The organism is Cedecea neteri (assembly GCF_000758305.1).
Classification (GTDB): Bacteria; Pseudomonadota; Gammaproteobacteria; order Enterobacterales; family Enterobacteriaceae; genus Cedecea; species Cedecea neteri_C.
This window is the reverse complement of the sequence record NZ_CP009458.1, coordinates 3,531,780-3,549,107: the sequence shown is the minus strand read 5'-3', so window position 1 is coordinate 3,549,107 and position 17,328 is coordinate 3,531,780. Positions and strand designations below refer to the sequence as shown.

Sequence of the window (17,328 nt, the reverse complement as noted above, 5' to 3'; positions counted from 1 at the left end):
AAGCGATGATCCCAGAAACTCATAGTGAACGCCCCAGTCTCTACTGGAGCTAAACACGTTTCATCTGTTTGGATTTTATTCAGGTCGGCACAAAAGGCTACCTGTTTACCTCACTGAGACTCATTCCGCTTAGTATTGTTCCTGCCATGAGAGATTATTCTGCGTGATTCAGGCCTTGTCGTGCAGCGGCAATGAGAGCGTAAACGTGCTGCCGCGCCCCGGCTCGCTGACCACGCTGATTTTGCCGCCGTGCAGTTCCGCAATGGTTTTCACAATCGCCAGCCCCAGCCCGGTGTTTTCCGTGGCGCTGCGGGAGGCTTCTCCCCGGAAAAAGCGATCAAAAATCAGCGGCAGATGTTCGGGTTTGATGCCTTCTCCATCATCACTCACGCTCAATATCACCCGTTCATCGGCAATTTTTGCACTGAGCGTGATATGCCCTTTTTCAGGCGTGTGGCGCAGGGCATTAGAGAGCAAATTTGAGAGTGCCCGCTGGATAAGCTGCGGGTCAGCATAGAATGAAATGTCCCCCCGGCTTGCGAGGGTAATCTCTTTTTCTTCTGCCAGAATGTCATAGAAACCAATAAGTTTTTCGAATTCATGGGCGCTGCTTAGCCATTCGGCATTCAGCACTTCGCGGCTGTTATCTGCCCGGGCAAGGAACAGCATGGAGGAGATCATGCGCGACAGCCGCTCGCCTTCTTCCACAATAGCGGCCAGCGTTTCCTGGTACTCTTCGGCGCTGCGGTCTTTGGTTTGAATGACGCTGGCGGCAGAGATCAGGTTGTTTATCGGCCCGCGCAGCTCGTGGGCAATGTCCGATGAAAAGCGATTTAGCTGATGAAACGAGGCCTCAAGGCGCATCATCATGCGGTCAAACGACGCCGCCAGCGCGTTCAGTTCCGGCGGCCAACGCTGATCCAGGATCCGGGTGTGCAGATCGTTGGCGTGAATTTTCTCAATTTCGGTGGTGATCGTGCGCAGCGGCGATAGCCCCCGGCGGGCAAGCCACCAGCCAAAGGCGGCAAACAGCAGGATCGCCAGCGCGGCGAAGAACTGCATGCGCTTATAATAGGTATTGATTATTTCGTTGTTGCCGGAGACGTTGAGCGCCGCTTGTACCAGCCATTTCTGGTTATTTTTTAGGGTGAACAGCGTGGAGGTAATTAAGTATTTTTGCCGGATATTCTCCGCGCGATAATGCCATTCCCGGTAGCTAAACCCGGGGCCCGGCAGCGGAAAATCCTGCTCCGGGATAACCATATTATTGGATTGCGCGTACACCTTGCCTTCCGGGCTGAAGATGCGCAGCGACAGACGCTCCTGCCGCACCACGGACTCCAGCAGCTCGGTTTGCCACTCTTCCCCGTTGTCCTGCCGCTCTCCAATCGCCGTAGCAATTTCCTGCTGGAACTGAATGGAGCTTTGTAGCTCCAGCTCATCTTTATGATTGAGCTGCTGGCGCATAGTCGAATAAAGCACGCCGGACACGCTGTAAAGCACGATGGCCATCGTGACGGAGAAGTAGAGCGTCAGGCGCGCCGTGATCGACAAATGCGACAGTTTTATCATCCGCGTAATTCCAGCACATACCCTGCGCCGCGCAGAGTGTGGAGTAATTTATCCTCAAAGCCGTCGTCAATTTTGTTGCGCAAGCGGCGGATGGCGACGTCTATGACGTTAGTTTCCGGGTCAAAATTCATGTCCCACACCTGCTCGGCAATCACTGTGCGCGACAACACCTCGCCCGAGCGGCGCATCAGCAGGCTTAGCAGCAAGAATTCTTTTTGCGTTAGCTCTATTCGCACCCCGGCACGGGACACTTTGTGCCGCAGAAAATCGAGCTTCAAATCGCCCACCTGCAGCAGGTTCTCTTCAAGAATCGCGGTCGGCGGCGCGGAACGGCGCAGAATCACCCTCGCCCGCGCCAGCAGCTCGCTAAAAGAAAAAGGCTTGATCAGATAATCTTCCGCGCCCAGTTCGAGGCCGTGGACTCTGTCCTCCACGTCATCCCGCGCGGTCAGAAACATGATAGGCGTCTGTTTTCCGGCCTGACGCGCCATTTCGATGATCTTCCAGCCGTCAATGCCCGGCAGCATCACGTCGAGGATCGCCAGGTCATAGTCCGTGGTCAGGAGATAATGCAGGCCGTCGATACCGTTTCCGGCGACATCGACCACGAAATCGTTCTCGCGCAGCCCTTTGGCAATATACTCCGAGGCCATTTTCTGATCTTCCACCAGCAGAATTTTCATCATCACTCCTTCGTCCCCTGAGGGTTGCCGTCAAACAGCAGGAACAGCACCGGCGTAATAAACAGGGTGATCAGCTGTGAGAACAGCAGCCCGCCGACAATCGCCACCCCCATCGGCTGACGCAGTTCGGCCCCAGCGCCCAGGCCCAGCGCAATGGGGATCGCCCCCATAATGGCGCAAAGCGTGGTCATCATGATCGGGCGGAACCGCTGTAAACACGCCTGCATAATGGCATCATGCGGCGTCATGCCGTGTTCACGCTGCGCCACTAACGCGAAATCTATCATCATGATAGCGTTCTTTTTGACAATACCAATCAGCAGCAGAATACCAATCATCGCAATAAACGTAAGATCGAGATTAAACAGCCTCAGGGCCAGTAGCGCCCCGACCGCCGCCGACGGCAGGCCAAGCAGAATGGTCAGCGGATGGATCCAGCTTTCATACAGCACGCCGAGAATGACGTAAATCACCGCCAGCGCCAGCACAATCAGCCAGATCTGGCTGCTCTGGGACTGCTGGAACAGCGCCGCCTGCCCGGCGTAGGTGCCGAACACAGAAGACGGCAGGTGAATCGCCTGCTGAGCCTGGGCAATGGCCGCCGTTGCATCCGACAGCGATTTCCCTGGCGCCAGGTCGAACGAAAGCGTAATCGCCGGCAGCTGCCCCTGGTGGTTGACCGCCGTCACGCCCTGGGTGCGAGAAATCGTCGTAAAGGTGGTGATCGGCAGCAGCGCCCCACTTGATGACCGGACATAGATTTTCGACAGGTCGCTTTCGTCCTGCCGGAACGGCTCCTGCACTTCCATGATCACTTCATAGCTGTCTTCCGGGGCATAAATCGTCGACACCTGGTAAGTCCCGAACGCGTCGTACAGCGTGTCGCGAATCTGCTGGATATCCACGCCCATCAGCGAGGCTTTGTTTCTGTCGATAACTAATTGCGCCTGCAATCCATTCAGCTGCGCGTCGGTATTCAGGCCGACAAAGACCCCGCTTTTTTGCATCTCCGCCATCAGCCGGTTGGCCCAGTCGTTGAGGCTGGTATCGCCGCTGCTGACGGCCTGCAGCGTGTACTGATAGGTACTTTTCGCACTGCGGCCGCCTACACGCAGGTTTTGCACCGGGCTGAAGTAAACTTTAATGCCCGGTAAATATCCGGTTTCCGAGCGCAGCTGTTTCAGCACCGCGTCCAGCGGCGGGCGCTGGCTCTGATCTTTTAGCGTCAGGCTTAACTGTGTGGTGTCGTGGTCAACGCGGGTCAGTACGTCGCTGACGCTCGGATCTTTCATCAGCGTTTTGCCCAACTGCTGCGCCACGCCCAGTCGCCCGAGATACGACATATCCTGCGGCGCATCAATGCTGGCGGTTATCTGCCCGATATCTTCCTGCGGGAAGAAACCCTTCGGTGAAAACCAGTACAGGCCGATGGTAAGCGCAATCGTGCTGAGTGCGACGCCGATCATAATCACGCGATGAGAAACCGCCCATTCCAACCCGTTTCCGTACTGGCGACGCAGCGCTTCGAACCCGCGCTCAAAGACCTGACTCCAGCGCGGTTCAGGTTTATCTTCCGGCGTGTGCTCACGAATAAGTTTCGGAACCAAAAGCGGAATAATGGTCAACGATGCCGCAGCGGAAACCAGAATCGTCAGCGATACCACGTAGGCAAACTCGTGGAACAGCAGGCCAATCGTGCCCGGCATAAAGAAGATCGGAATAAACACCGCCACCAGGGAAAGCGAAATAGAGATAACGGTGAACGCCACCTCTTTCACCCCTTTTAGCGCGGCGCGATACGGCGTTTCCCCCTCTTCCATGTAGCGCATGATGTTCTCCAGCACCACAATCGCATCATCCACCACCAGGCCGACGGCGATGGTCAGCCCCATCAGCGAGATATTGTCGAGGCTCAAACCAAAGGCATACATCAGGCCGAATGCGCCGAGCAGAGAAATCGGCAGGCTGAGCGCCGGAATGATCGTCGCCCGGATATGGCGCAGGAACATCAGGATCACCATCACTACCAGGGCAATGGTCAACAGCAGCGTCAGCGTCACGTCATGAATCGCCGCACGGATCGACAGCGAGCGGTCATTAAGAAACTTCACGCTAACCGACGACGGCATCTGCGCCTGTAGTTTTGGCATCAACTGGCGAATGGCGTCGATGGTGGAAACAATGTTCGCGCCGGGCTGGCGCTGCACGCTGAGTACAATCGCGCGGTTACCGTTCACTGCGCTGTAGCTCAGCGTATTTTCGATGCTGTCCTGCACGGTGGCCACATCTGAAAGCCTGACCGGCTGGCCGTTCCGCGTGGCGACAATGACTTTGGCGAAGTCCGCCGCGTTGCGCAAATCACCGCTGGTTTGCAGCATCACCATCTGGCGCTTACCGTCCAGTTCGCCGATCGGCGAGTTGTCGTTGGCGGCCGCGAGCGCGGTATGCACATCTTCCAGCGTCAGATTGGTGGCCGCCAGCTTGTCCGGGTTCACCTCCACGCGCACGGCATAGCGTTTCTGCCCCAGCACGGTCACCTGCGCCACGCCGTTCAGGGTGGAGAGCGCCGGTGAGATCAGGTCATCCGAGAAGCGGTTCAGGTCGGAAAGCGCCATTGACGGCGAGTCGATGCCGATTTGAATGATCGGCGCATCCGCCGGGTTAATTTTGCGGAATGAAGGCGGCGTGGTCATCTGCGACGGCAGCTGTTTTAACGCCTGGTACAGCGCGGACTGCACGTCCACCGCCGCCGAATCAATATCCCGCGACGGATCAAACTCAATGACGATAGTCGTGGCACCCTCGAGGCTGTTGGAGGTCATGTTCACCACGCCAGGAATCGTCGACAGCTTTTTCTCCAGCGGCGTTGCCACCGATGACGCCATGGTTTCAGGGCTGGCACCGGAAAGCGAAGCGCTGACCTGAATCGTCGGTGTGTCGTAGTTAGGCAGCGCGGCAATGGGCAGTTTAAACCAGCACACCGCACCGGCGACCATCACCGCCAACCACAGCAGCATCACGGCAATCGGCCGTTTCAGGCATTGTTCCGCAAATGTCATGATGAAGACCCCGCTGGCGCGTTAACCACCTTCACGGACATCCCCGGCCGCAGGGCATTTGCACCCTCCAGCACCACTTTCATGCCGGGCTGAATGCCGCTCACCACCGCCATTTGCTGCTGGATGCGCAACAATGTGACCGGTTGCGTTGTGGCGTGCATTTGGGCGTCGATAACGTAAACAAAATGCCCGTCGGGGCCGTCCTGCACGGCCTGAGGCGGTAAAACAACGACATTCGGCGTGCTGCCCGCGCTGACCGTAATATTCTGATAAGCGCCCGGCCAGAGCTGGTTTTCACCGTTCGCAAAACGGGCTTTAAAGTTCACCGTGCCGCTGTCCTGGCTGACGGTGTTATCGATAAAACTGAGCGTGCCGGTCACCGGTTTTCCGCTGGCATCGGTCACCTGTACTTCTACCGGCCCCTGATGCTGCGCGGCGACCACGGCGTTGAGATCCTGCTCCGGCAGGGTAAATTCTGCGCCAATCGGGTCAAATTGATTGATGCTGACCATTGGTAACGTGCTGCCCGGCTGCGCAAGGCTGCCGATATGCACGTTCAAGGCACCTGTTTTGCCGCTAACGGGCGCGTAGATGCGGGTATAAGCGAGCTGCGCCTGGGCGGTGTGAATATCATCCTGGGCAGACTTATATTGTGCCGCCGCCTGCTGTTGCGCACTGACCAGCGCATCCCAGTCGGAAGAAGAGATGTAGTGGGTTTTGAGCAGCGGCTGCCCGCGGCTGAGGTCGCGGTCGGCTTTATCCAGCTCGGCTTTAATCACCCCCAACTGGGCCTGGGCATGGCCCAGCGCGGCCTGTTCTTCGGCATCATCCAGCACAAACAGCAATTGCCCTTGCTTAACAAAATCCCCTTCGTGGAATGCAACCTGGCTCACCGGGCTGGTGATTTGCGCGCGAATGTCCACCTCATTGAGCGACACAAGATGCCCCTGGGTGGAGAACGTCAGCGGCAGCGTTTGGCTGGTCGCGGCGACCAGGCTAACTTTCGGCAGCGCCGTTTTCTTTTGCGTTGCCGGCGATGAAGCCTGGGAGTACAGCCAGAGTCCCGCCGCCCCCGCCAGCACGCAGGCCATCGCCAGCCCTTTTTTTGACCGTTTTATGTTCATGATGCAGCGCTTCTCTGAGTCCTGGTATAGCAGGAATGTTACGCCCGTCACACCAACAGAACGCCGCCACTAAAATGACAAGTTTGTAATTTTGCTTCTCATTCAATTTTCTGCCAGGATTCCTCGCCCTCTTTTTCACGGCCTCCGCAGCCAGAATTAACGGGCGGAAAAGGACGGCGCTTTTTAACTCAAAGGCAGACAGGAATCTCAATGAAAACAAAGACTGAAGCGGAACACCGCGCCGCCAAACGGCGCTGGCTGAATTCCCAGGACTCGGGGTATCACCAGGCGATGGGCAACCGTCACGTACAGATGATTGCCATCGGCGGCGCCATCGGTACAGGCCTGTTTCTCGGCGCAGGTGCGCGCCTGCAGGCGGCAGGGCCGGCGCTGGCATTAATCTATCTGGTTTGCGGCATTTTCTCTTTCTTCATCCTCCGCGCTCTGGGCGAGCTGGTTATCCATCGCCCGTCCAGCGGCAGTTTCGTCTCCTACACCCGTGAATTCCTCGGTGAAAAAGCCGCCTACGTTTGCGGCTGGATGTATTTCGTTAACTGGGCGATGACCGGCATCGTGGATATCACCGCTGTGGCGCTCTATATGCACTACTGGGGCGCGTTCGGCGATGTGCCGCAGTGGGTCTTCGCCCTCGGCGCACTGGCCGTGGTCGCGGCGATGAACATGATTGGCGTGAAGTGGTTTGCCGAGATGGAGTTCTGGTTTGCGCTGGTCAAAGTATTGGCCATCGTCGCCTTCCTGATCGTCGGCACCATTTTCCTCGGCACTGGAAAACCGATTGACGGCAACAGCACAGGCTTCCATCTGATAACCGATAATGGCGGCCTCTTCCCGCACGGGCTGCTGCCAGCGTTGGTGTTGATTCAGGGGGTTGTATTTGCCTTCGCTTCTATCGAATTAGTCGGCACCGCCGCCGGGGAATGTAAAGACCCGAAAACCATGGTACCGAAGGCCATCAACAGCGTGATCTGGCGTATTGGCCTGTTCTATGTTGGCTCTGTGGTGCTGCTGGTTCTGCTGCTGCCGTGGAACGCCTATCAGGCGGGTCAGAGCCCGTTCGTGACCTTCTTCTCGAAGCTCGGCGTGCCTTACATCGGTGACGTGATGAACATCGTGGTATTAACCGCGGCGCTCTCCAGCCTGAACTCTGGCCTGTACTGCACCGGGCGTATTCTGCGTTCGATGTCGATGGGCGGCTCCGCACCTCAGTTCATGTCGAAGATGAGCAAGAATCAGGTGCCGTATGCCGGGATTCTGGTCACCAGCGGCGTCTACGTGCTCGGCGTGTTCCTCAACTACCTGGTGCCTTCTCAGGTGTTTGAGATCGTGCTGAATATGGCGTCCCTGGGCATTATCACCTCCTGGGCGTTTATCGTGCTGTGCCAGATTCGCCTGCGCAAGGCGATTAAAGAAGGGAAAGCGGACGACGTAAGCTTCAAGCTGCCGGGCGCGCCGTTTACCTCCTGGCTGACGCTGCTGTTCCTGCTTGGCGTGCTGGTATTGATGGCGATGGACTACCCGAACGGGACGTTCACTATTGCTTCCATTCCGGTGCTGGCAATTCTGCTGACGCTGGGCTGGTTTGGCGCTCGCAAGCGCGTGCATGAAGTGGCTCAGCAGGTTCACGATCACCACGAGTAGTGCCCCTCACCCTGACCCTCTCCCCACCGGGGAGAGGGAATCAAACCCCGATGGAATTCTGTTACTTTACAGGGTTCCGTTCACCTATAACCTGGATTATCTCTGTAACAATCTTGCACGGTGAACGTGTCAGGTGGCATTACGCCATGCCCCCTGACAACCCCCGGCGCCCGGCGAGCTCATCGCCGCTGAAGCGGTAAACCCACCGGCTATCACCCAAACATTCGGGGTCGTTCGCGATTCGTTCCCGACGATCGCTCTCTTTCGCTGTTCCCGACAGCTCAACCCCGCCTGAGTTGGGTCATAACCGGGGGCGATGAGAGCCGGGAACAAGAGCGTGGCTGTGAGACTTGCAGCGACTGTGACGCTCTGTGTAGCTGGGGGTTTGAAGCGAGGCACGGTTCCGGCTTAAATCGCCTCTGTTTTCTCTCCGACTGGCCAGGGTCCGGCCGTCGGGAACGGCCGGAGGTTGAGAGCGTCGGGAACGCATCTCAGCCGACCCAGGACTGGGAGATAAAATGGAGGTTTGCCGCTTCAGCGGTCGATTTATTTCGCCGGGAGTCCGGGGTCTCGGGGGAGTGACGGTGACTCCCCCGAGCCGTTCACAGATACGGTGGCTGCATATACAACAGGGCTGGAAGTGAACGGAACTTCATCGAGGTAAGATGCGGCGGCTATGAACAAAAAACTCACCTAAGCCTTCCTACAACACCCCGCTATACACCACCGGCCCCGTTGGCTGCCCGGTCGGCGAACCGCCCTGCGGCTCAAGACTGATGGCGATCGTCACACCTCGTGACAATGTCACGTTTCCGTTACTAACCTGGGTCACCGATTTACTGTCCAAAAGGCCGAGCGAGACAGGCTTCGCCCCAACCGGGATAGCCCACAGCTGCAGGCTATTGCTGGCGGAAACGGAGGCCAGCTGCAGTGGCGTCAGGCGCAGCGTTTTCCGGTCGCTGTCGGCGCTAACCAACCACTGCCCCTGCTGACTGCCGCCGTTAAGTACGATAAGCGGCGCCAGCTCCGGCGCTTTGGTACTGAAGTATGGCACCAGCGCAACCGCAGCAAGCCCGGCGGCCAGCGCCCAGCCAAGATAGTTCCAGCGCCAGCGGGAAGGCACGACGACTTTACGCTCAGGCGGCAGGCTAAGCTGAATTTTTTTCCAGACGGCTTCCGGCGGATGCTGCGGCTGAAGTTGACTGTCCAGCCCACCGAGCAGGGTTTGCCAGCGCCCCACGAGGGCGGCGAGGTCCGGCTCAGCCTGGAGACGTTTCTCGAACCGCAACCGGGCGCTACCGCGCAGCGTACCCAGCACGTATTCAGAGGCCAGGGCGTTATCTCTTTGTTGGCTGCTGTTCATAGTCCGACGCAATCCTTAAGGTGATCCAGCGCCCGGCGGATCCAACTTTTCACCGTGCCGAGCGGCTGCTGTAGCCAGTCGGCGATATCGCCATGGGACATGCCCTGGTAGTAGGCCAGCACCACGCTCTGCCGTTGCTCGCTGGTCAAATTGTCCAGGCATCCGCGCAGGCGGCCTGCCTGCTGTTCATCGCACCAGCCGTTGTCTCCTTCACTTTCTTCCTCAGCGGCGTTGTCGCTGAGTTCGTCTTCCTGATTTGCCGCGCGGGATTGGCCACTGCGCAGCCAGTCGATACAGCGGTTTCGAACAATGTGGGTCAGCCAGGTCACCGGGGCGCTTAACGCTGGGTCGTAGCCTGAAGCCCGGTTCCACACAGTAAGAAATGCATCATGCAGAATTTCTTCGGCCCACGCCCGCCGCTGCACGGTGCGTAGCGCGACGGCAAAAAGATGGGGCGAAGTCAGACGATAGAGTTGTTCAAATGCGCGGCGGTCGCCTTCAGCAACCGCCTGCATCAGTTTTACCTGCTGTTCTACCAGAGTTTTATCCATAATTTTCTCGACCAGGCGACGAGCCTGGATCGAGTATAGACACTCACTTCGGCATCAGGACGGTATCAATCACGTCTATCACACCATTTTTCTGGTTTACGTCATAAGTGCTGATATTGGCGATGTTGCCTTTCCCGTCTTTGAGCTGAATATTGTGTGGGCCGTTATTCATAATCCACAGCGGCTGGCCATCCACCGTTTTTAATTCCGCGCTACCGCCACCCTGCTGGATTTTTTTCTCCAGCGCTTTCATGTCGTATTTTCCTGCCACCACGTGATAGGTCAGGATGCTGGTCAACGTGGCTTTGTTTTCCGGTTTAACCAGATTACTGACTGTGCCCGCCGGTAATTTGGCGAATGCGGCATCGGTTGGGGCAAAGACGGTAAACGGCCCTTTGCTCTCCAGCGTATCCACTAAACCTGCGGCCTTCACCGCCGCCACTAGCGTGGTGTGATCTTTAGAATTCACGGCATTTTCAACAATATTTTTTGACGGATACATCGCTGCACCGCCCACCATCACGGAATCGTTCGTCATTGAGGCAATGCTCAGCGTACTGAAAAAGGCAGAGGCGCACACGGCGGAGACAAAATACTTGTTCATGTTGAATTCCTCAATTGTAGGGAGCAAGAGAGTTGCTCACAATCTGATATACGGTTGAGGGTGCTTCGCTGGATGCAGTAAAAATAAAAAATATTTCGTCGTTAATTTCATCAGTCATAACTTATTGTTAACGTTACGTGCGCTAATAATTTTCAAAACTTAAACACAGGAACTAACATATACAGTTCACAATCCTGACAATTGCGCATGCCGTAAATACCGCCTGATGAAGACACCCCAGAAAAAGACGCTCCAGACGCATAAGACCGCCCTTTCCCTTCTCCTGATCCCGGCCTTAACGCCTGGATTGACGCAAGCCGCTGAAACACAGTCCAAAGATGAATCCACGCTGCTGGTCACCGCTAAACCGACAACCGTTTCTGAGCTCGATGCGCCAGCCGCGGTCAGCGTGGTGTATGGCGATGATTTGCGCCAGGCTGCCCCCCGGATAAACCTGTCGGAAAATCTAGGCGCTGTGCCGGGGCTGCAAATTCAGAACCGCCAAAACTATGCTCAGGATCTGCAGCTTTCCGTGCGCGGCTTTGGTTCACGCTCTATGTACGGCGTGCGCGGCGTGCGCATGTATGTGGACGGCATTCCCGCCACGATGCCCGATGGCCAGGGGCAAACGTCCAATATCGATTTGAACAGCGTAGACAGCGTGGAAGTGCTTCGCGGGCCGTTTTCTGCGCTCTACGGTAACTCGTCCGGCGGCGTGGTTAACGTCAAAACGGAAACAGGCCGCCAGCCGCCGACGATTGAGGCCAGCAGCTATTACGGTAGTTTTGGCAGTTGGCGCAACAGCGTGAAAGCCACCGGCTCAACCGGCGACGGTACGCAGGCCGGGGATGTGGACTATGCGATTTCCGCCTCACGCTTTACCACCCACGGCTACCGTGACCACAGTAGCGCACAGAAAAACCTCGGTAATGCGAAGCTTGGCGTTCGCCTCAATGACGTTAGCAAGCTGACTTTGCTGTTCAACAGCGTGGATATTGATGCCAACGATCCCGGCGGCCTGACCGGGCAGGAGTGGCACGACAACCCAACGCAGGCACCCCGCGCCGATCAGTACAATACGCGAAAAACAACGAAGCAAACTCAGGGTGGCCTGCGCTATGACCGGCAGCTCAGCGAGCACGATGATTTAAGCGTGATGATGTACGCGGGCGTGCGTGAAACCACTCAGTATCAGTCCATTCCCGTATCTGCACAGAAAAATCCAACTCACCCAGGCGGCGTGATCCAACTGGCAAGGCATTACCAGGGCATTGATACCCGCTGGACGCACAACGGCGAACTCGGTAGCGTGCCGGTCAGCTTCACCACCGGGCTGGACTACGAGACGATGACCGAGAAGCGCAAAGGCTATGAGAACTTTGTGACGGTCAATGGTGCGACGGTGCTCGGCGAACAAGGCAGCCTGCGCCGCAACGAACGCAACCTGATGTGGAACCTGGACCCGTACCTGCAAACGACCTGGCAGTTAACCGACAAGCTCAGCCTGGATGCAGGCGTGCGCTTCAGCTCGGTCTATTTTGATTCCAACGACTATTACATCGTGGGGACAAACGGCGACGACAGCGGTAGCGCCAGCTATCACAAGTGGTTGCCTGCGGCCTCGCTAAAATATGCCGTCAACGACGGCTGGAATATTTACACCTCCGCAGGCCGTGGGTTTGAAACGCCCACCATTAACGAGCTTTCTTACCGCAACAACGGCGCGTCCGGGCTTAACTTTGCCCTGCAGCCGTCCACCAACACAACGGTAGAAGTGGGCAGTAAGAACCGCATTGGCAACGGCCTGTTCACCGCCGCCCTGTTCCAGACCGACACCGATAACGAGATCGTGGTGGATCAAAGCATCGGCGGACGTACCACCTATAAAAATGCCGGTGAAACTCGCCGCCGTGGGCTTGAGCTTTCCCTCGACCAGCAGTTTGCCGCCGACTGGCGACTGAAAATGGCCTGGACGTACCTGGAGGCGACCTACCGCACCAACGTATGCGGGGCAAATGACTGCCGCGGCAATCGAATGCCGGGCATCGCCCGCAATATGGGGTATGCCTCGTTGGGTTACGTGCCTGAAGACGGCTGGTATGCGGGCGCAGATGTTAGCTACATGAGCGATATCCAGGCCGACGATCAGAACGACGCCAAAGCCCCGACCTACACCACCGTAGGATTGAATACCGGCTACAAGCTCCACATCCGGCAAAACTGGCTGCTGGACATCTGGGGGCGAGTTGATAATCTGTTCGACCGCGATTATGTCGGCTCGGTGATTGTCAATGAAGGCAATGGCCGCTATTTCGAGCCAGCGCCAGGGCGTAACTATGGCGTGGGCGTCAACGTCAGCTACAGCTTCCAGTAAGCTTTTTCCCTCCGGCTTTTGTCGGGGGGAGATTAAAAGGGATTTTATGTCACTCAACCTTACCCTCCGGGATGCCACCCTGGCAGACATCGAGACTATTTTCACAATCAGAACCAGCGTCAAAGAGAATCATCTATCGCGCGAAGAAATGGCCGAAATGGGTATTACGCCGCAGACGATTGCCGGGATTATTGCTGAATCGCCGTGCATCTGGCTGGCAGACGTGGACGGTGAACCTGCGGGGTTTGCCATGGCGATTGCCGAAGAAGCCTGCCTGTTTGCCATGTTTGTTCAACCACAGTTTGAAGGCCAGGGCGCCGGGAAATTGTTGCTGGAGAAAGCCGAGGCGTTCCTGTTTGCCCAACAGCCCATTATTTGGCTTGAAACGGCGGCAGGCAGCCGCGCCGCCGCGTTCTATCAGCGCCACGGCTGGCAGCCTGCGGGGGAGCAAGACGGTGAAGATATTCGCCTGGAAAAATCACGCCCAGCAGCTGCGAAATAATAACTCCCTTACCCATCGGTGCGCGCTGTCGTGGTGCGTGCGCTCATGCCAGGCGGCGACTTTGGTAAAACCGGGGATCGCCAAAGGCGGCTGATGGCTGACGATATCCGCTTGTCCGGCAATGAGCCTGGCGGGTACCACGGCCATCAGATCGCTGGTTTTTAAAATCTCATTTAAAAATAAGAAGCTCTGCACCGACAGGCTAACCCGTCGCGCACGCTTCACTTTCTGTAAAGCGTTGTCGGTCACGCCGCTAAACTCCCCGCCGCTCCACGACACCAGCGCATGATCGCTGGCGCAAAACTGATCCAGGGTGATCGCCTGCTGTCGGGCCAGGTGATGCTGTGGCCCCATCGCACAAACGTAATACTCCTCGTAAAGCGTATGAACGTGGAGGTCAGCCGGCAGCGAAAAAGTCGTCATGATAGAGAGATCAAGCTCGCCGCTTTCCAGCATCGGCTGAAGCTGGCCGTCAACCGGCGGGCGCACCGAAACACGCATATTGGGCGCTTCGCGCCGCAGCGCATTAATAAAAGGCAGCACAATGGCCTGCAGCGCGTAGTCCGTGGCCGCGAGGGTAAACGTCAGCGTAGACGTTTTAGGGTCGAACTCAGCCGGGCGCAGCAGAAGTTCAACTTCGTGCAGGATGCGCTTCACCGGCTGCTCGAGCTGTAACGCTCGCTCCGTAGGTACGATACCCCGCTGGCTTCGAATAAACAGCGGATCTTCGAAGCTTTCGCGCAGCCGCGTCAACATCCCGCTGACGGCGGGCTGCGTCAGAGACAGGCGCGAGGCGGCGCGAGTTACGCTGCGCTCCTGCAGCAGGGCATCGAAGGTTTTCAGTAAGTTAAGATCCAGACTGCGTAAATCGCGCATCGTTTGCCACCAGATATAAAATTACATTATATCTGAGATTAAATTTGACGATTGGTTTTATATTTAGCGCACCGCTATCCTCGCCTCACAGTAACGAAACGTGAGGAATTTACCGTGCATTCAATTCATTGGCCGCAAGGCTTTATCCCCGGCTTTAGCGACAACTTCGCTTCGAACGAAATCATTATTACCGGGCTGGATGCCAGCGAAGTCTGGCGCTGGCTGGCGCAAACGTCGGTCTGGGAAAGCTATTACAGCAACGTGTCCGATATTGTATTTCATGATGCCAGCGGGCCAACGTTAACGGCAGGTTCACGCTTTCGCTTTACGACCTTTAGTTTTCCGGTTGAAGCCGAAGTTGTTGAGTTTGCGGCACCGCAGGGCGAATTACCGGGGCGTCTCGCCTGGCACGGCTGGGTTGGCAATCAAGAGTCTCCCGAGTTGGACGTGCACCACGCCTGGCTGATTGAAAATCTGCCGTCTGGCCGGGTGCGCATTTTGACTCAGGAAACGCAAAACGGGCAGCCCGCGCGTGAGCTGGCAGGCACGTTACCTAACCCTATGCTAAATGCGCATCAGGAGTGGATTTGCGGCCTGGCAAATTATGCGCTGAGCCAGAAGAAATAGCGTTTAAGGTTTTTGCCCTGTCATCTGTGCCGTTAACCAGCGGTATAAAATACCCACCACATAGCGCTGTTCCTCATCAGTCAGCGCTCTTCCCGCCGGTATCGCGTGCCATTTAGCCAGGCAGCCTCTGCAGCAGGTCGCCGTGGCGTGCTGAGCAATAAAAACCGGGTGGCCGCGCATGGGCGTTTGTTTGCCGTCATTTTTCGGTTCGGCAGGTGCCAGGCGAAGAGCAATAAACTCTTCGGCATGGCGAGTGACAATTTCCGGGCCTTTGTCGAGGCAGTACTGGCGCTCTTTGGCCCCAAGCTGGAAGCGCTGGCGAAACGGAGAGCGCGTCAGGCGTTGAAAAACGCTATCAGGATTATTCACTGCGGGAGATCTGTGCTGGCTTCAAAAAAGGTATGGTACGCCGCAGAGGTCAAATAGCAAGTCAGGGCGCTGAACGTTCAACGCCCTGCCTCACGCTAGCTTCGTTCGATGTCTTTTGCCGCCTGATCCAGCGTGTCGATAATTTTATACAGCGTCTCTTTCGACAGCTCTGTGCTGCCCAGTTTGGCATGCAGCGCCGTTTTAAAATTGTGGATAGCCCGCTGCACTTCGGGCAAACGGCGGTTATCGCCGAGAACGCCTAGGGTAGCGAGTCGATTGGTCACCGCTTCCAGTTCGGGCTGCTGCTGTTCGAGCGAGCTTTGTCCTTCCTCCGTCAGCGTGAAGGATTTTTTCCCGCTTTGCCCTTCTCCCACCGTGATAAAGCCCATCTCCTCCATCAAAGTCAGGTTCGGGTAAATAATACCGGGGCTCGGCACATATTCCCCCTTCGCCATCCCTTCGATGGATTTGATCAGCTCGTAGCCGTGGGCCGGGCCGTTTGCCAGCAAATGCAGAATCAGCAGGCGGATATCGTTGGCGTCAAACAGGCGTTCGCGGCGATGGCGGGCGCGCCCCTCGGGGTGGCTTTGCTCATGGCGACCATGACCGCCCCTGCTGCGATGGTGTTCGTGGCGCTCGCATTTGTGTTGTCTCAGATGATGAATACGCATAGTTTGTGACCTTATTTGTCATGCCAGTAGGCGACGGCGCGCACCAGGTCAGCGTCCAGGCCGCGCGCTTCCAGCAGGTAATCGCCAAGCGCTTTCGCCTCTTTGCCTTCGCCAACAATCCAGATGTAATAGTCGTCGGCAGGGATCTCAGCCTGCTTCAGGTACTCGACGATCTCCGCGTGAGTTAACGCCCGCACCTTTGCTGCGGGGAATTCGGTCAGATAGCCAAGGCTGTCGGTTTGGTGACAGTTAACTAAGACTTCGACCTGAACATCCTGACTAAGCGACTGCAGGCGGCGGCGCACCGCAGGCAGGCCGCTTTCATCGGTTACGTACAGCTGCCAGTGATAATCCGTTGGCGTGACCAGAGAACCGCGCGGGCCACCGATGAACAGCTTGTCGTTCGGCTGCGCGTCTTTCGCCCAGCGGCTGGCCACGCCGCCATCATGCAGATAGAAATCCAGCGTTAATTCGCAGCGTTCGGCGTTGAAATCGAGCGGCGTATAGTCGCGCGACTGTGGGCGAGCCCCCTCTCCCCAGACAATGCCCTCGCTGGTGACCTGCGGCGGAGTGAATTCGCCATTTTCAGCCGGGAAGAATACTTTGATGTGGTCGTCAAACCCCTGGGAAGAGAAATCCGCCAGCTGTGGGCTGGTGAAGACCAGACGGTAAAACGTGTTGGCAATCAGCGTTTTCGTTTTAACCGTTAATTCACGAAACTTCAGTTCGTTACGAACCCGAACCGGCACTTTTTTAGCGTTATTTTGCATTGTCATAGCGTACCTTTTAGGCGTGTAAGATATATCATAGACATATCTTAGTGCACGACGTTGCGGCTGTCTTTATCATTTTGCGGCGTTATCACCAGGTTTAAACAATGAGAATGACATCCATTCCGGCAAGGTGCCGCCGGGATCGCAAATTGACAAAACGATGCTTTTTTGTACTTTCCCTTATCCTAAATCCAGTTCTACACTGAGGTTGGCATCAGCCAGTTGTTAATCCACTCACCAACCTACTGACCAGGGAGGCCTGACATGTTTCCTGAGTACCGTGATTTGATTACCCACCTGAAGTCCGAAAACCCCCGCTTTCTCAGCCTGTTTAACAAACACAACCGTCTTGATAGCGAGATTTTGCGCAAGGAGGGGCCGCAAGGGACGGGATACAACGATGAAGTTGTACAGATGAAGAAAGAAAAACTGAGGGTAAAACAAGAGCTTTACCAGATGTTGAAACAGGCTAGCCAGCCGGCCTGATAGCATTGAAACCGGGGAAGGGTTTGCCCTTCCCT

16 protein-coding genes are annotated in these 17,328 nt (G+C 56.5%); 5 read left to right on the top strand and 11 right to left on the bottom strand.

Going from position 1 to position 17,328, the window contains the following annotated elements; translation table 11 throughout:
- Positions 1 to 168 precede the first annotated feature (168 nt).
- From LH23_RS16585 to LH23_RS16570, 4 genes are read right to left on the bottom strand one after another with little or no spacing between them, the layout of a single operon-like run.
- Positions 169 to 1,572 carry a heavy metal sensor histidine kinase gene (locus tag LH23_RS16585; protein WP_039293475.1) on the bottom strand — a complete coding sequence of 468 codons (1,404 nt, stop codon included), beginning with the start codon at positions 1,570 to 1,572 and terminating at the stop codon, positions 169 to 171.
- Entirely contained in the window at positions 1,569 to 2,255 is a 687-nt protein-coding gene (locus tag LH23_RS16580) for a heavy metal response regulator transcription factor (protein WP_008458831.1), read from the bottom strand. The genes LH23_RS16585 and LH23_RS16580 overlap by 4 nt, the downstream gene beginning before the upstream one ends.
- A 2-nt stretch (positions 2,256 to 2,257) precedes the next feature.
- Complete coding sequence (locus LH23_RS16575) at positions 2,258 to 5,314, bottom strand: efflux RND transporter permease subunit (RefSeq protein ID WP_039293474.1); 3,057 nt, start codon at positions 5,312 to 5,314, stop codon at positions 2,258 to 2,260.
- The gene (locus tag LH23_RS16570) at positions 5,311 to 6,438 is read right to left on the bottom strand and encodes an efflux RND transporter periplasmic adaptor subunit (protein ID WP_039293472.1); all 1,128 of its coding nucleotides are present in this window, start codon (positions 6,436 to 6,438) and stop codon (positions 5,311 to 5,313) included. The genes LH23_RS16575 and LH23_RS16570 overlap by 4 nt, the downstream gene beginning before the upstream one ends.
- Positions 6,439 to 6,648: 210 nt before the next feature.
- On the opposite strand from LH23_RS16570, the gene ansP reads away from it, so the two are divergent.
- Positions 6,649 to 8,097, top strand: coding sequence for an L-asparagine permease (ansP, locus tag LH23_RS16565; RefSeq protein WP_008458826.1), 1,449 nt, complete (start codon positions 6,649 to 6,651; stop codon positions 8,095 to 8,097).
- Between the two features lie 703 nt (positions 8,098 to 8,800).
- Here the strand turns inward: ansP and LH23_RS16560 are convergent.
- Genes LH23_RS16560 through LH23_RS16550 form a run of 3 tightly spaced genes read right to left on the bottom strand, consistent with a single transcriptional unit; the run spans position 8,801 to position 10,615 of the window.
- The gene (locus tag LH23_RS16560; protein WP_039293469.1) at positions 8,801 to 9,460 is read right to left on the bottom strand and encodes an anti-sigma factor; all 660 of its coding nucleotides are present in this window, start codon (positions 9,458 to 9,460) and stop codon (positions 8,801 to 8,803) included.
- A complete protein-coding gene (locus tag LH23_RS16555; protein ID WP_039293468.1) occupies positions 9,457 to 10,011 on the bottom strand; it encodes an RNA polymerase sigma factor in 555 nt (184 codons plus the stop codon). The genes LH23_RS16560 and LH23_RS16555 overlap by 4 nt, the downstream gene beginning before the upstream one ends.
- Positions 10,012 to 10,054: 43 nt before the next feature.
- Positions 10,055 to 10,615 carry a fasciclin domain-containing protein gene (locus LH23_RS16550; protein WP_039293466.1) on the bottom strand — a complete coding sequence of 187 codons (561 nt, stop codon included), beginning with the start codon at positions 10,613 to 10,615 and terminating at the stop codon, positions 10,055 to 10,057.
- Between the two features lie 226 nt (positions 10,616 to 10,841).
- Here LH23_RS16550 and pqqU point away from each other — a divergent pair, with 226 nt between their 5' ends.
- Together pqqU and LH23_RS16540 are read left to right on the top strand one after the other, a co-directional pair.
- Complete coding sequence (pqqU, locus tag LH23_RS16545) at positions 10,842 to 12,989, top strand: TonB-dependent receptor PqqU (protein WP_039293464.1); 2,148 nt, start codon at positions 10,842 to 10,844, stop codon at positions 12,987 to 12,989.
- Between the two features lie 46 nt (positions 12,990 to 13,035).
- Entirely contained in the window at positions 13,036 to 13,491 is a 456-nt protein-coding gene (locus tag LH23_RS16540; protein WP_039293461.1) for a GNAT family N-acetyltransferase, read from the top strand.
- Here the strand turns inward: LH23_RS16540 and LH23_RS16535 are convergent.
- Positions 13,468 to 14,367, bottom strand: coding sequence for a LysR family transcriptional regulator (locus LH23_RS16535; protein ID WP_039293459.1), 900 nt, complete (start codon positions 14,365 to 14,367; stop codon positions 13,468 to 13,470). The genes LH23_RS16540 and LH23_RS16535 overlap by 24 nt on opposite strands.
- A 114-nt stretch (positions 14,368 to 14,481) precedes the next feature.
- On the opposite strand from LH23_RS16535, the gene LH23_RS16530 reads away from it, so the two are divergent.
- Positions 14,482 to 14,994 carry a polyketide cyclase gene (locus tag LH23_RS16530; protein ID WP_039293455.1) on the top strand — a complete coding sequence of 171 codons (513 nt, stop codon included), beginning with the start codon at positions 14,482 to 14,484 and terminating at the stop codon, positions 14,992 to 14,994.
- Positions 14,995 to 14,997: 3 nt separating this feature from the next.
- Here the strand turns inward: LH23_RS16530 and LH23_RS16525 are convergent, their stop codons facing one another.
- The 3 genes from LH23_RS16525 to LH23_RS16515 all read right to left on the bottom strand — a co-directional run bounded on the left by LH23_RS16525 (position 14,998) and on the right by LH23_RS16515 (position 16,810).
- The gene (locus LH23_RS16525; RefSeq protein ID WP_039293452.1) at positions 14,998 to 15,363 is read right to left on the bottom strand and encodes a DUF4186 domain-containing protein; all 366 of its coding nucleotides are present in this window, start codon (positions 15,361 to 15,363) and stop codon (positions 14,998 to 15,000) included.
- Positions 15,364 to 15,458: 95 nt separating this feature from the next.
- Entirely contained in the window at positions 15,459 to 16,034 is a 576-nt protein-coding gene (locus tag LH23_RS16520) for a PadR family transcriptional regulator (RefSeq protein WP_039293448.1), read from the bottom strand.
- A gap of 11 nt (positions 16,035 to 16,045) precedes the next feature.
- Positions 16,046 to 16,810 carry a siderophore-interacting protein gene (locus tag LH23_RS16515; RefSeq protein ID WP_156108049.1) on the bottom strand — a complete coding sequence of 255 codons (765 nt, stop codon included), beginning with the start codon at positions 16,808 to 16,810 and terminating at the stop codon, positions 16,046 to 16,048.
- A gap of 261 nt (positions 16,811 to 17,071) precedes the next feature.
- Here LH23_RS16515 and LH23_RS16510 point away from each other — a divergent pair, with 261 nt between their 5' ends.
- Entirely contained in the window at positions 17,072 to 17,293 is a 222-nt protein-coding gene (locus LH23_RS16510; RefSeq protein ID WP_008458803.1) for a YdcH family protein, read from the top strand.
- Positions 17,294 to 17,328: the final 35 nt, after the last annotated feature.

Coding starts and splice junctions, on each gene's coding strand:
- LH23_RS16585 (WP_039293475.1), bottom strand. CDS start 1,572: ATGATAAAACTGTCGCATTTGTCGATCACGGCGCGCCTGACGCTCTAC.
- LH23_RS16580 (WP_008458831.1), bottom strand. CDS start 2,255: ATGAAAATTCTGCTGGTGGAAGATCAGAAAATGGCCTCGGAGTATATT.
- LH23_RS16575 (WP_039293474.1), bottom strand. CDS start 5,314: ATGACATTTGCGGAACAATGCCTGAAACGGCCGATTGCCGTGATGCTG.
- LH23_RS16570 (WP_039293472.1), bottom strand. CDS start 6,438: ATGAACATAAAACGGTCAAAAAAAGGGCTGGCGATGGCCTGCGTGCTG.
- ansP (WP_008458826.1), top strand. CDS start 6,649: ATGAAAACAAAGACTGAAGCGGAACACCGCGCCGCCAAACGGCGCTGG.
- LH23_RS16560 (WP_039293469.1), bottom strand. CDS start 9,460: ATGAACAGCAGCCAACAAAGAGATAACGCCCTGGCCTCTGAATACGTG.
- LH23_RS16555 (WP_039293468.1), bottom strand. CDS start 10,011: ATGGATAAAACTCTGGTAGAACAGCAGGTAAAACTGATGCAGGCGGTT.
- LH23_RS16550 (WP_039293466.1), bottom strand. CDS start 10,615: ATGAACAAGTATTTTGTCTCCGCCGTGTGCGCCTCTGCCTTTTTCAGT.
- pqqU (WP_039293464.1), top strand. CDS start 10,842: ATGAAGACACCCCAGAAAAAGACGCTCCAGACGCATAAGACCGCCCTT.
- LH23_RS16540 (WP_039293461.1), top strand. CDS start 13,036: ATGTCACTCAACCTTACCCTCCGGGATGCCACCCTGGCAGACATCGAG.
- LH23_RS16535 (WP_039293459.1), bottom strand. CDS start 14,367: ATGCGCGATTTACGCAGTCTGGATCTTAACTTACTGAAAACCTTCGAT.
- LH23_RS16520 (WP_039293448.1), bottom strand. CDS start 16,034: ATGCGTATTCATCATCTGAGACAACACAAATGCGAGCGCCACGAACAC.
- LH23_RS16515 (WP_156108049.1), bottom strand. CDS start 16,810: ATGACAATGCAAAATAACGCTAAAAAAGTGCCGGTTCGGGTTCGTAAC.
- LH23_RS16510 (WP_008458803.1), top strand. CDS start 17,072: ATGTTTCCTGAGTACCGTGATTTGATTACCCACCTGAAGTCCGAAAAC.